The 22,191-nt window shown below is 46.1% G+C and carries 24 protein-coding genes; 11 read left to right on the forward strand and 13 right to left on the reverse strand.

The features are described 5' to 3' along the window. Positions 1–42 precede the first annotated feature (42 nt). Both FD963_RS03160 and cls read left to right on the forward strand, forming a co-directional pair. Complete coding sequence (locus tag FD963_RS03160; RefSeq protein WP_251367285.1) at positions 43–729, forward strand: endonuclease/exonuclease/phosphatase family protein; 687 nt, start codon at positions 43–45, stop codon at positions 727–729. Continuing rightward, a complete protein-coding gene (cls, locus tag FD963_RS03165; protein WP_215362935.1) occupies positions 726–2,204 on the forward strand; it encodes a cardiolipin synthase in 1,479 nt (492 codons plus the stop codon). Before FD963_RS03160 ends, cls begins: the two co-directional genes overlap by 4 nt. Here cls and FD963_RS03170 read toward each other — a convergent pair. Together FD963_RS03170 and FD963_RS03175 are read right to left on the reverse strand one after the other, a co-directional pair. Then, on the reverse strand, positions 2,201–3,385 hold the full coding sequence (locus FD963_RS03170) for a CaiB/BaiF CoA-transferase family protein (protein WP_215362937.1): 1,185 nt from the start codon (positions 3,383–3,385) through the stop codon (positions 2,201–2,203). The two genes, cls and FD963_RS03170, sit on opposite strands and share 4 nt — an antisense overlap. A gap of 12 nt (positions 3,386–3,397) precedes the next feature. Beyond that, complete coding sequence (locus FD963_RS03175) at positions 3,398–4,567, reverse strand: acyl-CoA dehydrogenase family protein (protein ID WP_215362939.1); 1,170 nt, start codon at positions 4,565–4,567, stop codon at positions 3,398–3,400. A gap of 160 nt (positions 4,568–4,727) precedes the next feature. On the opposite strand from FD963_RS03175, the gene FD963_RS03180 reads away from it, so the two are divergent. Continuing rightward, positions 4,728–5,231 carry a YqaA family protein gene (locus FD963_RS03180; RefSeq protein ID WP_215362941.1) on the forward strand — a complete coding sequence of 168 codons (504 nt, stop codon included), beginning with the start codon at positions 4,728–4,730 and terminating at the stop codon, positions 5,229–5,231. On the opposite strand, the gene FD963_RS03185 is transcribed toward FD963_RS03180, so the two are convergent. From FD963_RS03185 to FD963_RS03220, 8 genes are all read right to left on the reverse strand, one after another. Beyond that, complete coding sequence (locus tag FD963_RS03185) at positions 5,228–5,932, reverse strand: ABC transporter ATP-binding protein (RefSeq protein ID WP_215362943.1); 705 nt, start codon at positions 5,930–5,932, stop codon at positions 5,228–5,230. The genes FD963_RS03180 and FD963_RS03185 overlap by 4 nt on opposite strands. 14 nt (positions 5,933–5,946) lie before the next feature. After that, positions 5,947–6,702, reverse strand: coding sequence for an ABC transporter ATP-binding protein (locus tag FD963_RS03190; protein ID WP_215362945.1), 756 nt, complete (start codon positions 6,700–6,702; stop codon positions 5,947–5,949). Then, positions 6,702–7,661, reverse strand: a complete 960-nt coding sequence (locus FD963_RS03195; protein WP_215362947.1) for a branched-chain amino acid ABC transporter permease — start codon at positions 7,659–7,661, stop codon at positions 6,702–6,704. The genes FD963_RS03190 and FD963_RS03195 overlap by 1 nt, the downstream gene beginning before the upstream one ends. Before the next feature lie 14 nt (positions 7,662–7,675). Continuing rightward, positions 7,676–8,560, reverse strand: a complete 885-nt coding sequence (locus FD963_RS03200) for a branched-chain amino acid ABC transporter permease (protein ID WP_215362949.1) — start codon at positions 8,558–8,560, stop codon at positions 7,676–7,678. Positions 8,561–8,647: 87 nt separating this feature from the next. After that, positions 8,648–9,883: an ABC transporter substrate-binding protein gene (locus FD963_RS03205; RefSeq protein WP_251367287.1), complete on the reverse strand. Its 1,236-nt coding sequence runs from the start codon at positions 9,881–9,883 to the stop codon at positions 8,648–8,650. 75 nt (positions 9,884–9,958) lie between these two features. After that, a complete protein-coding gene (locus FD963_RS03210; protein WP_215362951.1) occupies positions 9,959–11,200 on the reverse strand; it encodes an FAD binding domain-containing protein in 1,242 nt (413 codons plus the stop codon). A gap of 9 nt (positions 11,201–11,209) precedes the next feature. Further along, on the reverse strand, positions 11,210–11,668 hold the full coding sequence (locus FD963_RS03215; RefSeq protein ID WP_215362953.1) for a VOC family protein: 459 nt from the start codon (positions 11,666–11,668) through the stop codon (positions 11,210–11,212). A gap of 14 nt (positions 11,669–11,682) precedes the next feature. Further along, positions 11,683–12,375, reverse strand: a complete 693-nt coding sequence (locus FD963_RS03220; RefSeq protein ID WP_215362955.1) for a TetR/AcrR family transcriptional regulator — start codon at positions 12,373–12,375, stop codon at positions 11,683–11,685. Positions 12,376–12,487: 112 nt separating this feature from the next. Here FD963_RS03220 and FD963_RS03225 point away from each other — a divergent pair, with 112 nt between their 5' ends. The 7 genes from FD963_RS03225 to FD963_RS03255 all read left to right on the forward strand — a co-directional run bounded on the left by FD963_RS03225 (position 12,488) and on the right by FD963_RS03255 (position 19,100). After that, on the forward strand, positions 12,488–12,964 hold the full coding sequence (locus FD963_RS03225; protein WP_215362957.1) for a CoxG family protein: 477 nt from the start codon (positions 12,488–12,490) through the stop codon (positions 12,962–12,964). A 74-nt stretch (positions 12,965–13,038) separates the two neighbouring features. Beyond that, positions 13,039–13,893, forward strand: a complete 855-nt coding sequence (locus tag FD963_RS03230; protein ID WP_215362958.1) for a xanthine dehydrogenase family protein subunit M — start codon at positions 13,039–13,041, stop codon at positions 13,891–13,893. A gap of 42 nt (positions 13,894–13,935) precedes the next feature. Continuing rightward, positions 13,936–14,445: a (2Fe-2S)-binding protein gene (locus tag FD963_RS03235; RefSeq protein WP_215362959.1), complete on the forward strand. Its 510-nt coding sequence runs from the start codon at positions 13,936–13,938 to the stop codon at positions 14,443–14,445. A gap of 12 nt (positions 14,446–14,457) precedes the next feature. Further along, on the forward strand, positions 14,458–16,854 hold the full coding sequence (locus FD963_RS03240; protein WP_215362960.1) for a xanthine dehydrogenase family protein molybdopterin-binding subunit: 2,397 nt from the start codon (positions 14,458–14,460) through the stop codon (positions 16,852–16,854). A gap of 128 nt (positions 16,855–16,982) precedes the next feature. Further along, positions 16,983–17,759, forward strand: coding sequence for a 3-hydroxybutyrate dehydrogenase (locus FD963_RS03245; protein WP_072582966.1), 777 nt, complete (start codon positions 16,983–16,985; stop codon positions 17,757–17,759). A gap of 140 nt (positions 17,760–17,899) precedes the next feature. Then, on the forward strand, positions 17,900–18,478 hold the full coding sequence (locus FD963_RS03250) for a superoxide dismutase (protein ID WP_215362962.1): 579 nt from the start codon (positions 17,900–17,902) through the stop codon (positions 18,476–18,478). Positions 18,479–18,506: 28 nt separating this feature from the next. Further along, positions 18,507–19,100, forward strand: coding sequence for a urate hydroxylase PuuD (locus tag FD963_RS03255; protein WP_215362964.1), 594 nt, complete (start codon positions 18,507–18,509; stop codon positions 19,098–19,100). 75 nt (positions 19,101–19,175) lie between these two features. Here FD963_RS03255 and FD963_RS03260 read toward each other — a convergent pair whose 3' ends face one another. The 3 genes from FD963_RS03260 to FD963_RS03270 are packed head-to-tail and all read right to left on the reverse strand — an operon-like array spanning position 19,176 to position 21,116. Beyond that, positions 19,176–20,345, reverse strand: coding sequence for an NAD(P)/FAD-dependent oxidoreductase (locus FD963_RS03260; protein WP_215362966.1), 1,170 nt, complete (start codon positions 20,343–20,345; stop codon positions 19,176–19,178). A gap of 57 nt (positions 20,346–20,402) precedes the next feature. Continuing rightward, positions 20,403–20,570, reverse strand: coding sequence for a rubredoxin (locus tag FD963_RS03265; RefSeq protein WP_068321654.1), 168 nt, complete (start codon positions 20,568–20,570; stop codon positions 20,403–20,405). A gap of 60 nt (positions 20,571–20,630) precedes the next feature. Further along, positions 20,631–21,116: a rubrerythrin family protein gene (locus FD963_RS03270; RefSeq protein WP_215362968.1), complete on the reverse strand. Its 486-nt coding sequence runs from the start codon at positions 21,114–21,116 to the stop codon at positions 20,631–20,633. A 144-nt stretch (positions 21,117–21,260) separates the two neighbouring features. On the opposite strand from FD963_RS03270, the gene FD963_RS03275 reads away from it, so the two are divergent. Then, positions 21,261–22,166: a hydrogen peroxide-inducible genes activator gene (locus tag FD963_RS03275; RefSeq protein ID WP_215362970.1), complete on the forward strand. Its 906-nt coding sequence runs from the start codon at positions 21,261–21,263 to the stop codon at positions 22,164–22,166. Positions 22,167–22,191 lie beyond the last annotated feature (25 nt).

Genomic DNA, 22,191 nt, shown 5'->3' on the forward strand with positions numbered 1-22,191 from the left:
TTCACAGTATTAAGTATGAATGTCCATAAGGGGTTATCTCCCTTGCATAGACATTCCACGATTTACCAGCTGCGTGAAAAAATGCGCAGCCACCATCCAGATCTTCTTTTCTTGCAGGAGCTGCAGCAGGAGCATCGGGGTAGGGTGCGTCGCTTTAGTCAATGGCCGCTAACAGAGTTGACCCACTTCCTTTCCGAAGACTTTTGGCGCGATTGGCATTATGGAAAAAATGTGGAGTATCGCGATGGGCATCATGGCAATGCCATCCTCTCTAAGCACCCTCAACAAAAAGGAAATAACTACGATATTTCAGCATATCGTTTCGAGAGTCGCGGCCTGCTACATAGCGTTACTACTTTGGATGGTATGGATCAACCGATTCATTGTTTCTGTGTGCATTTGGCGCTTTTCGAGCGTGGCAGAGAGAGGCAGTTGGAGGCCATCATTAAGCATATTCAGGATCTCACTCAAAACGGCCCCACCATTGTGGCGGGAGACTTCAACGATTGGCGTAATCGGGTGAGTGCCCCCATGAAAGCTGCTGGCTTCGATGAGGTATTCGAATTACTGACCGGCTCCCCGGCAAGAACATTTCCCAGTGTGAAGCCATTGCTTGCAATGGATAGAATTTATGTTCGAGGAATAAAGGTACATTCAGCAGAAATTTTGCATGAATGGTTAAAGCTATCAGATCACCTAGGCATTACTGCTGAATTGGAACTTGAATGAATGATTTATTAGGCATTTTTATTAATACACAATCTGCTTTTAATTTGAGATTGATTTTATTAACTCACTTCTTATTGGTAACGTATTTTATTGGTGTCATCATTTCTGTAAGAAGACCTGTTGGGGTTGCATTTGCTTGGATTTTTATCGTGATGACTTTTCCGCTAATGGGAATTGCCCTTTACGTACTGATTGGAGAGCGTCCGGTAGGTCGTAGTTTGACGCGAAAAATTAAACGTATGAATCTAGAGTATTCGCAAATTACCCAACAGTTATGTCAAGAGTTTGCAGGTGAGAGACAGAAGTTACCTATTGAGTCTAGAGCCATAAGTCTATTGGCTGAATCCAATAATGGCACTCCAGTAGTGGATGGAAACAAAGTGGAGCTGCATACAAATTCACTGGAAATTCTGCAGCTCTTAATTGATGAGATCAATCAGGCAAAAAAAAGCCTGAATCTAGAGTTCTATATTTGGGCTCTGGGTGGTGATGCCGATCGAGTCGGTGAGGCTGTCATTGCCGCCTCAAAGCGAGGTGTAGATTGTCGCGTTTTATTAGATTCTTTAGGTAGTAAGGACTGGTTTAAGTCATCCTGGCCTGCCCGGTTCCGAAACGCAGGCATTCAAGTGACTGAAGCGTTGCCGATTCAGATTGGCCGCTTTCAGTTCCGCCGCGCAGATCTGCGCTTGCATCGAAAAATATTTGTAGTGGATGGTTCCGTGGTGTGGACTGGAAGTATGAATATGGTCGACCCTCGTACTTTTAAGCAGAACTCAGGAGTGGGGGAGTGGGTTGACGCAATGGTTCGTATTGAGGGGCCGGTTGCAGCGCAGTTCGAACTGACCTTTGCGTTCGACTGGAGTGTTGATAATCCTGAGATTACTCATTTTAATGATCGCTCACCTCCAGTGGCGCCAAGGGAGGGCGGGGTCATTGCCCAGGAATTTGCTTCTGGGCCGGTATATCGTGACGATATTTTGTATCAACTAATGCTTTCGGCCATTATCGATGCGCGGGAGGAGCTTACTATCACCACCCCTTACTTTGGTCCGGACGATGGCCTGATGCAAGCATTGATGGCTTCTGCAAGGCGCGGCGTGAAGGTCACCTTGATTGTGCCAAAGCTGAATGACTCCACTTTGGTTGCGTGGAGTAGCAAAAGCTTCTATCAGGATTTATTAACTTCTGGAGTCAAGATTGCTGAGTTTAAGGGTGGCCTCTTACATACCAAGAGCTTGTTGATTGATCAGCGAGTTGCAATCTTTGGTTCAGTGAATTTTGATCAACGTAGTTTGCGGCTGAACTTTGAAATTAGCTTGATTGTGTATGACGATGATTTCTGCGCCAATCTTGAGAAGCTGATTCAGTCCTACTTAGCGCAATCAGATTATGTTGATCCTAAGGCCTGGGCGAAGCGCCCGCGCTGGCATCGCTATCTTGAAAACGCAGCACATCTCACTTCACCACTGCTTTAAATTGCGCCGCTTGTCCTCATGCTGGCAATATCGGACTCTCCCAGTCCCAATTCTTTAAGGATAGAGTCTGTGTGATCTCCTACCGCTGGGATGGGATCCATGCGATAGTCATAGCTGCTATTTAAGCCGGGGGGTAGTAAGGCTGCAATTGCACCGTTGGGGGTATCTACCTCGGTCCAGCGGTTGCGTGCTTTCAGTTGCTCATGCTTCCAAAGACCTTCCATATCATTGAGGTGGGCATTTGCAATCTGTGCTTTTTCTAGTCTTGCAATTAATTGCTCGGAAGTCAGTTTGCTAAAGCAAGCGTCAATAATTTCTAAAAGTTCAGCGCGCTTTTCATTGCGCTTGAAGTTACGATCAAAGCGTTCATCTTGGGCGAGTGCAGGGCTTTCTAAGACCGTTTCGCAAAATTGCACCCACTCACGTTCATTCTGTAAGCCCAGCATGACCGTTTTACCATCACCCGCCTTAAAGGGGCCGTATGGATAGATGGTGGCATGAGAGGCGCCATTGCGTGGTGGCGGTTCTGCGCCTTTGTAGGCGTAGTACAGAGGAAAGCTCATCCATTCAGTGAGGGACTCGAGCATAGAGATATCGATGACTGAGCCTTTACCGGTTTTTCCTCTTTGCAAGAGTGCCGCCAAGATATTGGTATAGGCATACATGCCGGCTGCAATATCAGCAATCGAGTTTCCGGCTTTGCTAGGGGTTTCAGGTGTGCCCGTGACTGATAAGAATCCAGCCTCACTCTGAATAAGTAAGTCGTAAGCTTTTTTATCGCGATAAGGACCGTCATTTCCATAGCCTGAGATATCGCACAGAATGAGTTTTGGATTGTCTTTCTGCAAAATCTCGGCTGTCAGTCCCATGCGAGCAGCTGCCCCTGGCGCGAGGTTTTGCACTAAGACATCAGCGGTCTTCAATAAGGTCTTGAGTGCTGCAATTGCTGATGGCTGTTTAAGATCTAGGGTCAAACTTTCCTTAGAGCGATTGACCCAAACGAAGTGAGAGCAGAGTCCGTCTACTTGGGTGTCGTAACCTCTCGCAAAGTCACCGCCACCAGGCCTCTCAACCTTAATGACTCTTGCCCCTAAATCTGCTAATTGGCGTGTGCAGAAGGGTGCTGCAATAGCATGCTCTAAAGAAACAACGGTAATGCCATCCAATGGACGAATGCTCATATTAATGTCTTCTTAGAAAGATCTTGGGAGACCAAGAACGTGTTCAGCAATATAGGAGTAAATTAAATTCGTTGAAATAGGCGCCACTTGATAGAGGCGAGTTTCTCTAAATTTTCGTTCAACATCATATTCATTGGCAAAGCCGAAGCCACCATGAGTTTGCAAGCAGACATTTGCTGCTTCCCAAGATGCTTTGGCCGCTAGGTATTTGGCCATATTAGCCTCTGGACCACAGGGTTGGTGATTGTCAAATAACTCGCATGCTTTAAAGCGCATGAGATTTGCGGCTTCGGTTTCAATATAGCTATCAGCAATTGGAAATTGAATCCCTTGGTTTTTGCCAATAGGTCGATCAAAAACGACTCGGTCATTCGCATAGCAGCGGGCACGATCAATAAACCAGTACGCATCACCAATACATTCAGCGGCAATCAAGACTCGCTCGGCATTTAAACCATCCAAAATGTATTTAAATCCTTGACCTTCGGTGCCAATGAGATTTTCTGCGGGGATTTCTAAGTTGTCGAAGAACACTTCGTTGGTTTCATGGTTCACCATGTTGGCGATAGGTCGTACTTCCATGCCTTTGCCAATGGCGTCAGCGAGATTGACGATAAAGATCGACATGCCTTCTGACTTGCGTTGTACTTCACTAAGTGGAGTGGTGCGCGCCAGCAAAATCATTAAGTCAGAGTGCTGAATTCGGGAGATCCATACCTTTTGACCATTGATTACATACTTGTCACCTTTTTTCACTGCAGTCGTTTTCAGTTTGGTAGTGTCGGTACCGGTGCTTGGTTCGGTGACGGCCATACTTTGAAGGCGCAGCTCACCCGTTGCAATTTTTGGCAGATACATTTTTTTCTGCGCGTCTGAGCCATGGCGCAATAAGGTGCCCATGTTATACATCTGCCCGTGACATGAGCCTGAGTTACCCCCAGAAAAATTAATCTCTTCCATAATTACCGAGGCTTCAGCAAGACCTAAACCGGAGCCACCATATTCTTCTGGAATTAAGGCAGCCAGCCAGCCAGCCTTAGTCATAGCATCTACAAAAGCCTCTGGGTAGCCTCGTTCGTGATCAATCTTTTGCCAATAGGCAGAATCAAAGGAGCCACAGAGATCACGCAAGGCTTCACGCATTTCTTGGTATTGGTCTGGCTTGGGAATAGGGTGATTCATAAAAGTCTCAATTTATAGGTTTTATGGTTTATTTGCTGATTTAGGCACTAGTTTAAGCAAGATTTGAAAATCTTGGAGATTGCTTAAAACAAGGCAAAATAGGCTTCATGAGATCTAAACAAATTCACGCGTATGACGGCACTATAGAGGCCATTGCTTAATGGATCCCATGTTCGAGCACTTCTTTGGATGGTTTGAAATGCCTTCTGTTGGCTTGCCGGCGGTATTTATCAGTGCGTTTATTTCTGCAACATTAATACCAGCTGGTTCTGAACCTATTCTGTTTGGCTATATCACCCTTAACCCTGACTTATTTTGGGCGGCCATTGTCGTTGCCACAGTTGGTAATACATTAGGCGGGATGTTGGATTGGTGGCTGGGAGCAATAGCACGTAACCGGTTTAAGGTAATGGATGAGCCCCGCAATACTCGCCTCAAGCGTTGGCTTGAAGAGTGGGGGCCTAAGTTGTTGCTGCTGTCTTGGTTACCTGGATTGGGTGATCCCTTGTGCCTGGCTGCGGGATGGTTAAAGCTCCCGTGGCAGCCATGTCTGATTTACATGTTTATCGGTAAGCTCTTGCGCTTTATTACGATTACCTGGTTACTTACTTTGGTCCCTGAAAGTTTTTGGCACCAACTAGGTCACTGGTTACATCTCATCTAAACGGCGCAGTACTTCTGCTGAATCTCATCATTGTTCAAAAGGTTCTGAGCAGTGTCATGAAAAACAATCTCGCCTTGATCAAGAATGTAGGCGCGGTCAGAAATTTTCAGAGCCTGTTGAACATTTTGCTCTACCAGCAGAATAGTTAAGCCTTCTTGCTTTAGTTTGGCAAATAGCTCAAACATCTCTTCAACCAAGACCGGCATGATACCTTCTGAGGGCTCATCAAGCAGAATGACTTTAGGTTTCCCAATCATTGCTCTAGCAATGGCAAGCATTTGTTGCTCACCGCCGGACATCGAAGTGCCGTCTTGATGTAAACGCTCTTTCAGTCTGGGGAAGGTTTCAGCAATCTCATCAACCAATGCACTCATATCGCCTGAATTCTTCTTAGCGATCACCCCAAGCTCTAGGTTTTCTTTGACAGTCAGCCCGGGAACAATACGGCGATCCTCTGGAACATATGCCAGGCCTAAATGAAAGCGCTCGTGAGCAGGTAAATCTAAAAATGAAGTGCCATCAATGGATGCTTTTCCTTGACGTTTAGATAGTAGCCCCATCAGAGACCGTAGGGTAGTAGTTTTGCCAGCACCATTACGGCCCATCAAAGTAACGATCTCACCTTTGTTCACTTCAAGTGAGATGCCTTGCAATACGTGACTGCGGTCATACCAAGCGTTTAAGTTTTCTACACGCAACATAGTTTGCTTTCTGATTAACCTTGACCTAGGTACACACGACGTACCTCTGCATTATTTTGGATTTCTTCTGGGGTACCTTCTGCCAAGAACTCGCCATGGTGTAGAACGATGATGCGCTTGCACAGACCCATGATGAGTTTCATCTTGTGCTCAACCAAAATAACCGTACGCTCACTGGCGAGTGTGCGAATTAATTCCATCATGACCAAAGTTTCTTCTGGAGACATACCGGCAGTGGGTTCATCTAGCAATAGAAGGCTAGGGTTACAGGCTAATGCCATCGCAATTTCAAGAGCGCGCTGCTGGCCATGCGCTAAGTCACCTGTTTTCTTATTACGTAAGTGCTCTAGATTGACTCGATGCAGTAATTCATCGGCGATCTCAATTGGCTTTTGATAGCTTTGCGCATTACGGAGGAAGTTGTAACGCGCTGTTTCCATCTGTGCTGCTACGCGAATATTCTCATGAACGCTGAGCTGCTTAAAGACATTGGTAATTTGAAAGCTTTTAGAAATGCCAATGCGAGCAAATTCATGCTGCTGCATACCAGTAATATCTTTGCCATTAAATAGAATTTGACCGCTGGATGGTGGGAATGCGCCACTTAAGACATTAAAGAAGGTGCTTTTGCCTGCGCCATTTGGGCCAATAATCGCTGTAAGCGTTCCAGGCATAAAGCTAGTGGATACATCCTGCAATGCTTTGAACTTACCAAAGCTCTTGCTGACATGACGCGCTTCAAGAATAGGGGTTGTAGTTGCGCTATTCATTATTTCGAATCCTGATTGATTTGTAGCTTGCTCAGAATGGTTCCCCAAATGCCTTTAGGGAAGAACAGCACAAAGAACATGAACACTAAGCCAACGACAGCCATCCAATGCTTAGTGAAGGTAGTTACAACATCTTCCAAATAGAGCATGACTGCTGCGCCGATGAATGGACCAAAGAAAGTGCCCATTCCACCGAGAATACTCATCATGACTGCCTGACCAGACTGTAGATAGTGCAAAGAATCAATTGGCACGATAGAGAGATGGAGGGCGCGTAATGAGCCTGCCAAGCCACAAATCGCCGCCGACAATACGAAGACCAATAGTTTGGTGCGAGCTACGTCAAATCCACAAGCCGCAGCACGCTTTTCGTTCTCGCGGATTGCTTCCATCACAGCGCCTAAGGGTGAGCTCAGGATACGAGAAATAAGCCAAATCGCAATAACCACAAAGAAAAGAATAATGTAGTACTTGATCAATGGATTTAAGAAGTCAACCGGGATGCCTAGGATGTTGAATTCATCCACGCGGACGCCTCGTAAACCATTCTCACCACCAGTAAGGCTCTCTGCCTTATAGAAGATGTAGTACACAATTTGACCGAGCGCTAAGGTCACCATGGAGAAGTAGATGCCACGAGTGCGAATGGCGAGGTAGCCCATGATGAGTCCGCCAATAGCGGCGCCAATAATGCCAACCAGAATGGCAGCACCCCAAGGTACACCATAGTGAACAATGGCTATGCCGGTGAGGTAGCTACCAATACCTAGAAAGGCTGCATGACCAAAGGATAGTAGACCCATGTAACCAAACAGTAAGTTAAAGCCCATGGCGAATAAACCAAAGATCAAAATATTGATTGCCAGAGCTTCATACGGCATGATGAATGGGAAAATTGCTAAGAATAGCGTGCAAGCTAGTACGCGATGACGTGCAATAAGTTGGAAAAATGAATTCATAAATATTCGGAGCCTTAGCCCATCGCTCCTGCTTTGCCAAATAAACCTTGTGGGCGAATTAACAGCACTACAGCCATCAGTACAAAAATAGAAAGCTCTGCTAACTCGGGGAAGAAGAGGGAGGTCATGCTATAGACCACGCCCACTAATAAGCCGGCCACCACTGCGCCGACTGGAGAGCCCATGCCGCCTACAACGGTCACTACAAAAGATTCCGCCAGAATGGGAATGCCCATCTCTGGATTGACTGAGCGTGTTGGTGAGGCAAGAATTCCTGAAAGGCCGGCAATTGCGCAACCTAATCCAAAAACCAAAAGCCAAACCTTAGCAATATCAATGCCTAAGACCTTCACAATTTCTTGGTCAGCAGCGCCGGCTTTAATGATGAGGCCATAACGTGTCTTTTGAATAAAGAACCAAACACCCAAAATAACGACTGCAGTTGCCGCAATAAGGAAGAGGCGATATTTAGGGAAATAACCAATGCCTACATTCACTGTTCCGCCGAGTCCTTCTGGGGTAATTGAAGGTAAGCCTTCGATCCCAAAGGTAACGCGCATCACTTCAATCAGGACGTATGAAAGTCCAAAGGTGAGTAGTAAAGGGTAATCTAGGCCGCGCCCATAGAGTGGCCTGACCAAAAAACGTTCAGTGACAAGCCCTATGCCGCCGGTAAGTAGTGGCGTTAGTACTAGGCTGAACCAAAAGCTTCCCGTGATGCCTAAGAAGTACACGCCTAAAAATGCGCCCACCATAAAGAAGGCACCATGTGCAAAGTTCACCACGTTCAGCATGCCAAAAATAAGGCATAGGCCAAGGGCTAAAAGTGCATAAATACTACCTAAGGCGATGCCCGTAAGCAGTTGCATGCAGAGAAGTTCAAATGTAAGACCGGTCATAAATGTATTCAGAAAAAACTCCCCTTTACCTAATGGTGCGGGGGAGTGGATCAGGGTGAATGAGTTATCCACCCTGAAATTTTAAGATTAGGCTTTGTGACCTAGCTCTGCGCATGAACGCATGTTTTTCTCAGTGGTAGGTTCGATCGTCAAAATATTGAAGACGTCGTACTTGTCTTTCATATTCTTAGATTTAGACTCTACGATGATGACGGTTTGCACGGCCTGATGGTCGCACTTACGATAGTACTCAGGCCCCTTGTACCAGTCGTACTTCATATTCTCCATGGCTGCAACCACTTTTAGGGTATCGGTTGATTTTGCAATCTTCACCCCAGCCAATACGCTCTTCACACCCGCATAACCAAGTGCGCCGTAGTCAGATGGCACAGAGCCGTTATACATTTTGCGGAAAGCATCGTTAAATGTTTTTGCAGTCGGAATACGATCCTCAAGGCCCCAGTAATAAGAAGTGCCGCCGATGATGCCTTCAAAAGCTTCTGGTCCACCAGCAAGACGTGAGGTGTAAAGCAGTACCGGTGTCACAATCTTCATGCTAGATTTAAGGCCAAAGTCAGTACATTGTTTAGCGGCGTTAACCAAGTCGCGACCAAAGTTACAGAGCACCAAAATGTCTGGGTTCAAAGCTTTAATACGTGGCAAGAAGGCGGAGTAATCAGATGCGCCCAATGGGTGACGAATATCAGCCAAAGTAGTTGCGCCCATTTCTTTACCGGCACGCTCAAAAGCACGAACCATTTCATGGCCGTAAGCATAGTCAGCTGTTAAGAACACAATCTTTTTACCAAAACGGGGAATGGAGTAGCGCGCTACTGCACCAGCAGTCATCGTTGGGTTTAGTGCTTCGTGGAATGTATAAACGCTCCAGTCTTTCGCTTCGTTAATCGCATCAGATTGACTAATGGAATTAAAAAGAACCTTACGCTCTTTGCAAACGGCATTGATGGAGAGCTGTGTCGCTGCAGAAAGTGAGCCAACGACAAAGTTCACTTTATCTTTTTCAATCAACTCTAATGTACGTGTTGCAGCTTCACCAGGATTGAGTTTGTCGTCGCGTACTAAAAGCTCTGCTTTGCGTCCGTTAAACCCACCTGCATCGTTAAATTCTTTAATAGCTAGTTCAGCGGCTTTCACCTGATCCTGAGCTTCTGCTGAGAAGGGTCCTGTCAACGGTGTCGGAAAGCCAATCTTAATAGTATCGGCTTGAGCGTTTGCAACATTTAGCCAAAGTGGTGTGCTTGCAGCTGCAGCTCCACCAATCAACATCTGTCGTCTTGTTTGATTCGTTACTTTTTGTTTCATGGTTGTCTCCTCCATATAAAACTTTGTTAAATAAGAATACTTTTTATTGTTTTAAATCTTAACTGAATGCGCCTTTTAATGTGCGGATTCAGGCACTGCTTTCCCTTGAGCTAATAGATCGCTGATATCAATTGCGGTTTCCGCCATAACAGTATCGGCATTTCTTTTTAACTTCTCGTTATCCCTATTGCCCTTGCTTCCTTGGGCTTGCATATAGCGACCCAAATACTGGGCTCTAGCCACTACTTGTTGACCTAGCTTTAAGCGCTCTTCGCTATATGCATTGAGGGCTGCTGGAGTAGCGCCATGCGCGGCAATATGCTTAGCTATCACAATAGCTTCATCACCAGCCTTAGTGACACCCATTCCTACGTGTGGTCTACCAACAAAAGCAGCATCACCCATGAGCGCGATTCTGCCAAAGACAATTTGTTCGGAGCGTACGTCATAAATGGCTTGTAAAAATGGAGCGGCTGTTTTTTCTAATATTTCTGCGTATTGTGGCGCCAAAATCTCCTGTGCGACTTTGCGCATGTGAGCAATATGCTTCCAAGACACTTTAAGGGGTGGGATACCAGTGGGGTAGTGATGACCATCATCATCTGTGAGAAGGCTTACCAACTCCTCCTGCTCTGAGGCCGGGCGATACCAAACAAAGTTATAGCGACGCTTTCCTGGGCGAGTGTCATTGCCAGAGCCAGCAACTGGGTAACCCAGCATTTGCTCGCCATTGGGTAAGCAAAAGCCAAAGCGATTAAATAAGGTATCCAAAGTATTGCTTGATAAGCAGGCTTCGTCACAAACGCCACGCCAAGCTATATAGCCGGCATATTCAGGTTGAATCTGTGGCGCGACTTGCGCTCGCACTGCAGAGCGTATGCCATCGGATGCAATGAGCAATTCAGCATCATATTGGCAGCCGTCTTCACAAAGCACCTGTACAGCGTTCGCATCTTGCGTAACCGACTTCACGGTCTTGCCTTGAAGGTAGCGCTCGCTTGGAAAGCTTTCTTTGAGCATGTGATACAGGCGACTCCAGGAGGTTAATACTTGAGGTAACTCCATTTCGCCCAAGCTTTGACCATCAGCACCCAAAGTGACGCGCTTGTTCACGGGTACGCCGAGTGTTTCATCAACGGTGACTCCAGCAGCACGAAGTGCTTCAGCTAAAGCATCGTGGGTCACAATACCGGCACCACGACCGTCCAAGGACCCAACAGTCTTTTCTAGCAAAGTAACGTCATGCCCTTGCCGCAGCAAAATATTTGCCACAAATAAACCGCCAAGAGAGCCACCTACAACTAGGATTTTTGCCATCAATAACCCCTAGGCCGCTTTCGCATCTAGAGCGGTTTTTTCTGCTGCAGGATAGTTCAACTCGATAACAATGCCATTAGGATCGTCTAAAAATATTTGGTGGAGCCCTATGACTGGTACGGTTCGTTCACGATAAGAAACGTTTAATTTTTTGAGAAGCGCAATTTTTTCTTCCAGGCCGGTTGCAAAAAAAGCAATGTGATCAACAGCTCCAGATCCATGAAGCGAACTAGGGTCGCGCTCACCTAAATATTTTTTTAGTCCGTTCGGATCATTTTTGTCAATAGCAATGAGGTGCAAGACCGCATTAGCCCAGCTACTCTCATCACCGTTATAGAGCCAGACACCTGGGAATGGGAACTCTGGTCTAGGGCCGACTGTAAGGCCAAGTAGCTTGCTATAGAAGTCAGTAGTTTTTTCGATCTCTAGACTGCGAATGGAGAAGTGATTCAGGCTTAAGTTAGACATGGATACCCTTTGAATTAAGCAAACAGTGATTTAGCAGAGTGGAGGTATGACTGCACTCGGTCGCGAATGATTTCTTGTTCTGTATTGGGGCTCTCAGCCGCATAGATGGCTTGCCCGTAGATCCAGCGTCTCATGCCGATATAGAAAACGCCACCATGCAATCCCATGAGAAATTCAAGCTCACGCTGCGTGGGCTTTGATGTATCGGATCTACCGCAATACTTACGAGTTTCACGAATGAGTCTCGGTAATAAGCGCGTGCGCAAAAGTTCGAAGAAGCGATCGCTAATAGAGTGATCACTTAAGCCAGAAAAAATCAAAATACGCACAAAGTCATAAGTTAAGACTGTGTTGGAGTAATCCAAATAGAACGCATTGAATTTTTCCTCAGGAGTGAGTGTGTCGTCATCCAACAACTCTTCCCACTCCGGCTTCCAGCGAGATTCAAAGACCTCTTTGTAAACTTCTTGAATCAGCGCATCTTTGGTGGGGAAGTAGTGATAGAGCAGGGTATGAGTGATACCCAATTCTTTGGATAAATTTCTTAATTGGCCGTCGATGCCATTTCTAGCAAAGAACTGAATAGCACTATCCAATATTTGGCGTTTCCGCTCGGCGGTCCCCATTCTTTTTCTGGTGGGCGCCATTGAGCCTTCTGAAATTTCAGCAGTATTTGGGCTAGTAACGCTATCTTCAGTAAAACGCATGGATTCTCAGGGTTTATCCGAATTTGGACTTATTGACCAAAAGTTAAATAATGGTACATTGTTGAACAATTGGTAGATAAGACTCTATTCGTACAAACCCCAAGGAGATCAAATGGAATTAAATGGCGAGCAACTCATATCCGCTCCAATCCCTGAAGTGTGGAAGGGTTTGAACGATATTGACGTGCTGGCCAAGTCCATTCCTGGCTGTGAGGAGATCAGTCGCATCTCCCCGGAAGAGATTCATGCCAAGGTGATGTTCAAGATTGGGCCTGTTAGAGCCCGTTTTGCCGGGAAATTGCTCTTAAGCGACATCATTCCAGACCAGTCTTGCTCCATGGCCTTTGAGGGATCTGGCGGGGCGGCAGGGTTTGCCAAAGGTAAGTCACGAGTTGAGCTTAAGCAGACTGAGGGCGGTACTCTAGTTTCATATACGACCGAAGCCTCGATTGGCGGCAAGTTAGGTCAAATTGGTGGTCGCCTAATTAGCGCATCAGCAAAAAAGATTGCAGACGATTTTTTTCAGAAGTTTGCAAAAGAATTAGGCGGGGAGACAGTGGCGTTGGAGTCAGACGTTGGCGGTAAATAAAAAAGCAGTGTTAAAAAAGTAGCGCAAAAATAAAAAGCTAAAAAGCTTAATACATTGGTGGTGGAGGAGACGTAATGAAATCTGCAGCATTTGATTATGTAAAGCCCAAGGCCTTACAAGAGGCTTTGTCTTTACTTGAGCAGGGCGGCGATGATGCGCAATTAATTGCGGGTGGGCAAACTTTATTGGCCACTTTGAATATGCGCTTGTCTGAGCCCACAGTGCTAATTGATATCACTGATATCGCTGAGCTCAAAGGTATTTCGGTGGTTGGAGATAGCTTGCGTATTGGCGCTCTAGTGACTCATACTGAAATTGAAGATTCAGAATTAGTCGCAAAACATGCTCCACTTTTAAAAGCTGCCGCTCCACATATTGCGCATCGCGCTATTCGTAATCTCGGTACTTGGGGAGGTTCACTAGCATATGGTGACCCAGCCGCTGAATGGCCTGCTTGTAGCTTGACTCTGCGTGCCACCATGGTGATTCATGGTCCAGCAGGCGAGCGCCGAATTTCAGCAAACGATTTTTTCATTGACCTGTATACGACCTCATTAGAGCCCAATGAAATTCTCGTGGCGACTGAGATTCCATTGGCGAGCAAACAAGAAGTTTTCTATTTTCATGAGCTGGCTAGACGTCATGGCGATTACGCGGTTGCTGGTTTAGCCGCAGTTGCACAGAAGCAAGGTGATGTTTTGACTCATTGCGCTTTCACATTCTTTTCGGTTGGCGCTACGCCAGTGATGGCAACTAAAGCACAGGATTTACTCAATGGCCAAAAACTCAACGATGAGTTGATTGCTAGGGCTGTAGCAGAAGTGCGTGATGAAATCGAAGCAATTGCAGACATAACCAATAGCGCAGAAGCGAAACAACATTTAATTGGTGTATTGCTTGAGCGTGGACTCAAGCACATGATTGCTTAATACTCAAACAGCAAACACCAGCAAAAGAATTCGGAGATCAAAATGAGTTTGAAGAAAAAAATTTCAATGACCGTTAATGGTCGACTCGTCAACGCAGAGATTGAGCCACGCAGACACCTGGTGGATTTTTTACGTGAAGATTTGCATTTAAAAGGCCCTCACTTGGGCTGTGAGCAGGGTGCTTGTGGCGCTTGTACCGTCAAGGTGGATGGACAAATCATTCGCGGATGCCTATTTCTGGCAGTACAGGCGGATGGCAGCGTGGTTGAAACGGTCGAAGGTCTCACCAAAAATGGTGTTTTGACAGATTTACAAGAATCTTTTATGCGCCACAACGCTATGCAGTGTGGCTTCTGCTCCTCTGGCATGTTGTTAGCTGCAGCAGAGTTGATTGAGAAACAACCAAAAGCAACGCGCGAACAAGTGCGTGAATGGATCTCAGGTAATTACTGTCGTTGCACTGGTTACCACTCTATTGTCGATGCAATCGTCGACGTATTAGATGCTCGTGCCAAGGGCCAAAAAATTAACCCTGTCCTTGCTAACGCTTAAGGAAAACGCATTATGAATAAGCCAAGTGATTTAAAAGGAATGGTGCTGGATCCTGTAACAAATGATCAGCGGTATATCGGTCATAGCGAACCAAGACATGGAGCTCGTCGTCTGCTTGAAGGTCAAGGGACTTACATTGACGACATCCAATTGCCACGTATGGCACATGTGGTGTTCTGGCGCTCCCCTGTAGCGCACATGAAAATCGGCAAAATTCATGCAGAGCATGCTAGCAAGATGCCTGGTGTTCTTGCGGTTGTAGACGGCGTGCAAATGGCGAAAATTTGTAAGCCTTGGGTAGCCACTTTAGGTCACCTAGCCGGTATGAAGTCTGCCCCTCAACACGCCTTAGCAATTGATCGCGCTTGTTGGCAGGGTGAGCCAGTTGTAGCTGTGGTTGCAGAAACTAGAGCGCAGGCGGAAGATGCTTTGCAGCATATCGATGTTGAGTGGGAAGAGTTGCCGGCAGTCGTTTCCATGGAAACCGCGCTTGATGCGGACACTCCAGTTATTCATGCTGATCTTGGCGATAATTTATGTTTTACCCGTAGCCTCGATGTTGGTAATGTGGATGAAGTATTTGCAACTGCAGACGTAGTTGCAGAAGCGACCTTTGGATTTGGCCGTCATACCGGTGTCACGCTCGAACCACGTTGCCAAATTGCAGATTACAACCCAGGCGATCGTCGCCTCACTGTGTACCACTCGCAACAAGCGCCACACATGATGCAAGATCTGTATTGCCGTCAGTTTGGTCTTTCAGAATCAGATGTGCATGTCATTTGCAAGGATGTGGGCGGATCTTTTGGTATTAAGGTTCACGCCTATCCAGATGATTTCGCTACCGTAGGGCTTGCCATGATGCTTGAGCGCCCTGTGAAGTTTGTTGCAGACCGTCTTGAATCATTTACTAGTGATATTCATGCGCGTGAGCATCGTATTAAAGGCCGTATAGCCGCCAATAAGGCAGGCGATATCTTGGCTTTTGAGATTGATGACTTGACGGCCATTGGCCCTTATTCCATGTTCCCTAGAACCAGCGCCATTGAGGGCAATCAGGTGGTGAACTTGGTAGGCGGCCCTTATAAGCATCAGAACTATCGCGCTAAGTTAAATGTGGTATTTCAGAATAAAACACCAACCTGTCAGTATCGTGGCGTAGGCCATCCGATTGCTTGTGCTGTGACCGAAGGCTTGGTAGATTTGGCTGCGCAAAAATTGCAAATGGATCCACTCGAGTTCCGTAAGCGCAATGTGATTCCGGATGACGCTTATCCCTGCTCCGGAATTTCTGGAATTAAGTTAGAAGTTCTCTCGCATGAACAATGTTTGCGAACCATCGAAAAAATGATGGACTATTCCGCCTTGCGTAAAGAGCAGGCTGAGTTACGCAAAAAAGGAATCTATCGCGGCATTGGATTTGCAACATTGATTGAGTTAACCAATCCAAGTCCCGCTTTTTATGGTGTGGGTGGCGCACGTATTGCCTCGCAAGATGGCGCTACTGTTCGCATGGATCCCAGCGGTGTGGTTTCGGTATTGATTGGTGTTGGTGAACAAGGTCAAGGCACTGAAGGTATCTATACCCAAATTGCCGCTGATGCTGTTGGCGTTCCAATCGATCAAGTGCGTGTTATTACTGGTGATACCGATGTCACTCCTTACGGTGGCGGCACCTGGGCATCACGTGGAGCCGGTGTTGGCGGTGAAGCAGTTCTCTTGGCTTCTCAAGCCCTACAAGAAAACATCATTAAACTTGCGGGCGCTATTTTGAATCGACCTGTTGCTGAATTAACTGCTCGTCGTGGACATATCCTTGATAAAGCGACTGGTGAGCAATTATTGCCCTTTAGTGAAGTGGGTAGGGTGGGTTATTTCCGTACCGATACTTTGCCAGCAGGATTTTCGGCTGATCTCATGGTGACACGTCACTACACACAAAAAGAATATCCATTCATCTTTACGAATGGAGTGCAAGCATCTTACGTTGAGGTTGACCCAGACACAGGCTTCGTGAAGCTATTGAAGCATTGGGCAGTAGAAGACTGCGGTCGTGTTATCAATCCAATGTTAGTCAATGAACAAGTGCGCGGCGCAATCGTTCAAGGTATTGGAGGCGTTCTTTTCGAGGAATGCCTCTATGACGAAAGTGGTTTGTTGCGCAATGGCAGCATGGCAGATTATTTAGTGCCAATGGCTAACGAGATGCCGGATATTGAGGTTGCTCACGTTGAGACACCTACCCAATCTTCAAAATTGGGTGCTAAAGGGGCAGGTGAGGCTGGTACAGCCGGAGCGCCAGGTGCAGTTCAAAACGCTATTAATGATGCCTTGGCACCATTAAATGCATCCGTCTTTGATCAGCCCATCACCTGTGAAAAGATCCTGCGGGCTCTCAAGAAAATCTAGCTTTAAATAGACTCTGACCACCCTGGTGCATCACCTCCGGGGGTGGTTCAGCACATCCTGTAACATCAAGTTTTGGGGCCCATAAAGCAGTCTGAAGCCCTTTTGGTTAACTTGATACGGTAAATGATATGTCCACATTAAAAGGTAAAACAGCCCTAGTTACTGGCTCCACTAGCGGTATTGGCTTGGGAATGGCTATTGCACTGGCTAAACAAGGCGTCAACATCATGGTCAATGGTTTTGGCGAGAAAGATGAAGCCATTGCTCAAATTAAAGCCTGTGGAGTAGAGGTGGATTACCATGGCGCCGATATGAGTAAGCCCGCTGAGATCGAAGATCTGATTAAGCAAACAGAGAAGCGTTTTGGCTCACTAGATATCTTGATTAATAACGCCGGCATTCAGTACACCGCGAACATTGAAGAGTTTCCAACGGATAAGTGGGATGCCATCATTGCCATTAATTTAAGTTCGGCATTTCATACAACACACCATGCTTTACCTGGTATGAAAAAACGCAACTGGGGCCGCATTATCAACATCGCTTCTGTACATGGCTTGGTGGCCTCTACCCAGAAGGCTGCCTATGTTGCTGCTAAACATGGGATTGTTGGATTAACTAAAGTGACGGCTTTGGAAAATGCACGCACTGGCATTACCTGTAATGCAATCTGCCCGGGTTGGGTTCTAACTCCCTTGGTTCAGAAGCAGGTAGATGCTCGTGCAGAACGCGAAGGCATTTCCAATGAGGCCGCTAAGAATGCCTTGGTATCCGAAAAGCAGCCATCTGGAGAGTTTGTGAGCCCAGAGCAATTGGCAGCCTTGGCGGTTTTCCTCTGTGGGCCAGACGCCTCTGAGGTTCGTGGAGTAGCTTGGAATATGGATGGCGGCTGGACCGCTCAATAAACCTTGATAAACAGAGTTGAAGTTAATGCCGGCAAGCTGCTTTGTCGGCATTTTTCTTGAATCAAACAAAAACCCCAGAATAGTCTATAGTTACCCAAAATTAATCTATATTTTGCGTAATGTAATTAAAAGGAATACAAATGGAACATACCTTACCTCAGTTGCCATATGCACTCGATGCTTTGGCCCCATATATCTCCAAGGAAACTTTGGAGTACCACTATGGTAAACATCACCAGGCTTATGTCACTAATTTAAATAATTTGATTAAAGGGACTGAGTTTGAAAATTCATCTCTTGAAGACATTATTAAGAAATCTACAGGCGGTGTTTTTAATAACGCCGCACAAGTTTGGAACCATACCTTTTATTGGTCAAGCATGAAGCCAAATGGTGGTGGAGCACCTAGCGGCCCGTTGGCTGATGCTATCAATGCTAAGTGGGGCTCATTTGATAAATTCAAAGAAGAATTTGCAAAATGTGCTGTAGGAACTTTTGGTTCAGGTTGGGCATGGCTGGTTAAAAAAGCAGATGGCAGCCTTGATCTTGCTTCCACTAGCAATGCTGCAACGCCTCTCACCACAGATGCTAAGCCGCTCATGACATGTGATGTTTGGGAGCATGCTTACTATATTGACACACGCAATGCGCGACCAAAATACGTGGAAAACTTTTGGAATGTGGTGAATTGGGATTTTGCTAGTCAAAATTTTGCTTAATTTAAATTATCTTATTTAGGAAAATCTAATGACATCAATCTTGACCTCCTTAGGGCGAACCGTTTTTGCGGGCTTCGTCCTCCTCGCCCTCATTATTTTGGCTTTGGGCGGCAACTTTAGTTCTGCTGAATTACCGTTTGTTTTCCGTTGGTTACACGTGATGTTTGGTGTGATGTGGATTGGTTTGCTCTGGTACTTTAATTTTGTGCAAATTCCTTCAATGCCAAAGATTCCTGATGAGCAAAAGCCAGCGATTGGAAAAGTGATTGCTCCGGCAGCATTGTTCTGGTTCCGTTACGCAGCTTTGTTTACTGTGCTAACCGGTTTGATTGTTGCCGCTTTAAATGGTTACTTACACCAAGCATTTACATTGCAAGCTCCATTCCGCGCAATTGGTTTGGGTATGTGGATTGCCTTGGTAATGGCCTTTAACGTTTGGTTCATTATTTGGCCAAATCAAAAGCGTGCTCTTGGCATCGTTGTTGTTGAAGCTGACGTTAAGGCAAAATCTGCTCGCGTTGCAATGCTGACATCCCGTTTAAATACATTGTTATCCGTACCAATGTTGTTTTTGATGGTTGCTCAATCGCATAACACTACATGGTTTGTGATCGTTTCTTAATCACTACCAGCCGCATAAATAAAAGGCCCGCATCGCGGGCCTTTTTGGTTGATCAATCAAATCAATCTAGGGGATTTAATCCAGAATAGCTGGCAGCTCCTTAGTTAATGCACCACGTTGTGCGGTAGCGGTACCCATTAATACAAAGCCCAACAACTTGTGATCAGCAGATTCAAAACGAGACTCTAGACCACCTTCAACAGCGGTTGTCGTCCAATTACCTTCAGCACCTTTAGCGGGTGGAGAAACAATAGTGGCTAAGGCTGGGGTTTTGACCATCACCGGCATCGCTGGATAGGTAAGTGCGGTAGTCTGTCCGGTTAAGGTTGGTGCCAATGCTCTTGCTGCTTGCATGATAGGCATCACGTAAGGCAGAACTAAGCCATCCACCTCTGCGCAATCTCCAATAGCAAAGATGTTTTTAATGTTGGTTTCAAGTTCGCGATTTACCTGAATACCAAGATCGGTCTTAATGCCAGTAGCTTTTGCTAATTCAATTCTGGGCTTTAGACCAACGGCCGATAAAAATACGTCGCAAGAGATTGTGTTGCCATTAGCTAGTGTGACCTGCAAAGAATCTCCGTGACGATCTAGCGCCTGCACGGTTGTGGACAGATGCCAGCACACCCCGGTCGCACTGAGCTTTCCCTGTAGCTCTAAAGCTGCAGCTTCAGGCAAGAGCCGACCAAGAGCCTGCGGGGCTAAATCAATCACATCTACCTCATAACCTCCCAGCACAAGATCATTGGCGAATTCACAGCCAATCAGGCCCGCACCCAGAATGGCAATCTTCTTTTTTCCGGTGATTGCATTACGAAAGCGTGCGTAGTCTTCCAAATCATTTACTGTGATGACTTCGTTCGCAGCGCTCCCTTGAAGTGGGAGACGAATTTGATCGGCACCCAAAGCCATTACCAGTTTTCCATAAGGTACTTCACCTTTACTAGTTTGAATGGTTTGCGCACTAGGATTAATTGCGCTTACATCACACTCACCCAAGACAGTCATTTCTAGTTGCGTTGCCATGCCATCAGCTGGCGTAGAGATTAATTGCGCTGCTTCTTTCTTGCTCGCAAGAGCGGTGGAAAGCATGGGCTTGGAATAAAAGTAACCAGGCTCACGTGTTACTAGCGTAATGGGGACTGCTTTATCCAATTTTCGGATTTCGCGGATAACTGTGTAGCCAGCCAATCCACTGCCAATGATGACAATTGCGGATTGGGATTGAGGGGTAGTTTGATCCAAAGCTGGGCTCTCCAAGTGACGAATAGGTAAACAGGGTGAAGGGGTGCTGAAGTGGCCTTAGCTTACCTGAACCATTTCAAAATCTGCTTTTGCTACACCGCAATCAGGGCATTCCCAGTCTTCTGGTACATCAGCCCAGAGTGTGCCAGCTGGAATGCCATCTTCTGGGATTCCTTTTGCTTCGTCATAAATATAGCCGCACACGATACATTGGTAAGTTTTCATTTTGATTCCTTAAATAGTCTGTTGATTTTAAATTTAATTTCTAAATATTTCTGCGTCACCCTATTGGGCTGCAAATACCTTTGCCTTTTCCAAAGCTAGTTTGTAATGATTGGCATGGCGCTCCTCAACATTTGCTAATGCAGCGAAGCGTTTTGCTGCTTTGGCTAATACCGCCTGAAATTGCTCTGCATGCTCTTTGGATTCTGCAATTTGCTCATCAATCTCCTGGATTGCAGCTGCATTACCTTCTTCTACCGCCGTTTTACGAAACGAAGGATACATTTCGGTGTACTCATAAGTTTCACCTTCAATCGCGATCTCTAAAGCACGTGCCGGAGTAATAGTGCCAGCAGGGTAGAGCAGGTCTAGGTGACCAAAAGCGTGCATGACTTCTTGGTCGGCAGTGGCCTCGAAAATCTTTGCAGTTTCCTCATCGCCTGCAGCGCGAGCCAATTTTGCAAAATAACGATACTTAATATGAGCCATGGATTCACCAGCGAATGCGGACTCCAAGTTTTGGATGGTTTTGATTTCTGGACGTGTCATTTTGATTCCTTTATTAAGACCTATGGTTTGTTGAGTATTCTTTGCTGCTTTCTCAACCATGAATGCAGTGTGCGCCTTATTTATTGATCAGTCTAATGAATCATTATGATAGTATTTATCTAATTATTCGATAATGGAGGGAAAATGGCTTATTTACCGTCTTTACGGCAGCTGGGGTATTTCGTTGCATTGGCAAAAGAGCTCAATTTCACCCGTGCAGCTCAAGCCTGTTTTGTTGGCCAGTCGACTTTAAGTGCTGGTCTGAAGGAACTGGAGGATGCATTGGGGATCCATTTGGTCGAGCGTGATCGACAGAATGTATCTATCACTCCAATAGGTTTGGAAGTTCTAGAGCGTGCCAAGCTAATCTTGGCGGCATCTGAGGATTTAGTGGAGTATGCAGGCGCAACCGGTAAGCCCATGACTGCCACAATTCGTTTGGGTGTCATACCAACCATCGCACCATTTTTATTGCCCACTGTTTTGCCAGAAGTTCGTAAACGTTTTCCAGATCTCAAAATTACTTTGAGAGAAGATCTCACTGCGAATTTACTTTCCAGGTTAGCTGAGCATAAATTAGATTTTGCTTTGATAGCACTTCCATATGATGTAGAAGGCCTTCTTGTTCAAGAATTATTTGACGACCATTTTTGGTTGGTTGCCAAGGATGGAGATCCCGCATTGAGGGGAAAGGAAGTGACATTACCTGCCAAGATGGCCGAACGCCTCTTGCTGCTCGAAGAGGGTCATTGTCTACGAGAGCATAGCTTGCAAGCGTGTAAGCGCACGGACATTCGTAAAGCCGAGGGGATGGAAGCAACTAGTTTGTTAACCTTATTGCAAATGGTAGAGTCTGGACTTGGCATTGCCTTACTTCCTGGAATGGCAGTTAAAAGCAGTCTATTAAATAACTCTGAGTTAGTGACAAAAGAGTTAGCCTCACCAGCGCCCAAGAGAGTGATTGCTTTAGTTGCGCGCCCCTCTACCGCACATACTCAAGAATTTAATGCGCTGGCAGATTGCATACGCGAACAATTTGGCGTCGCTTAATCGCATGTTCAGCAAAATTTACCAA

This window comes from Polynucleobacter sp. JS-JIR-II-50, assembly GCF_018687895.1.
GTDB lineage: Bacteria > Pseudomonadota > Gammaproteobacteria > Burkholderiales > Burkholderiaceae > Polynucleobacter.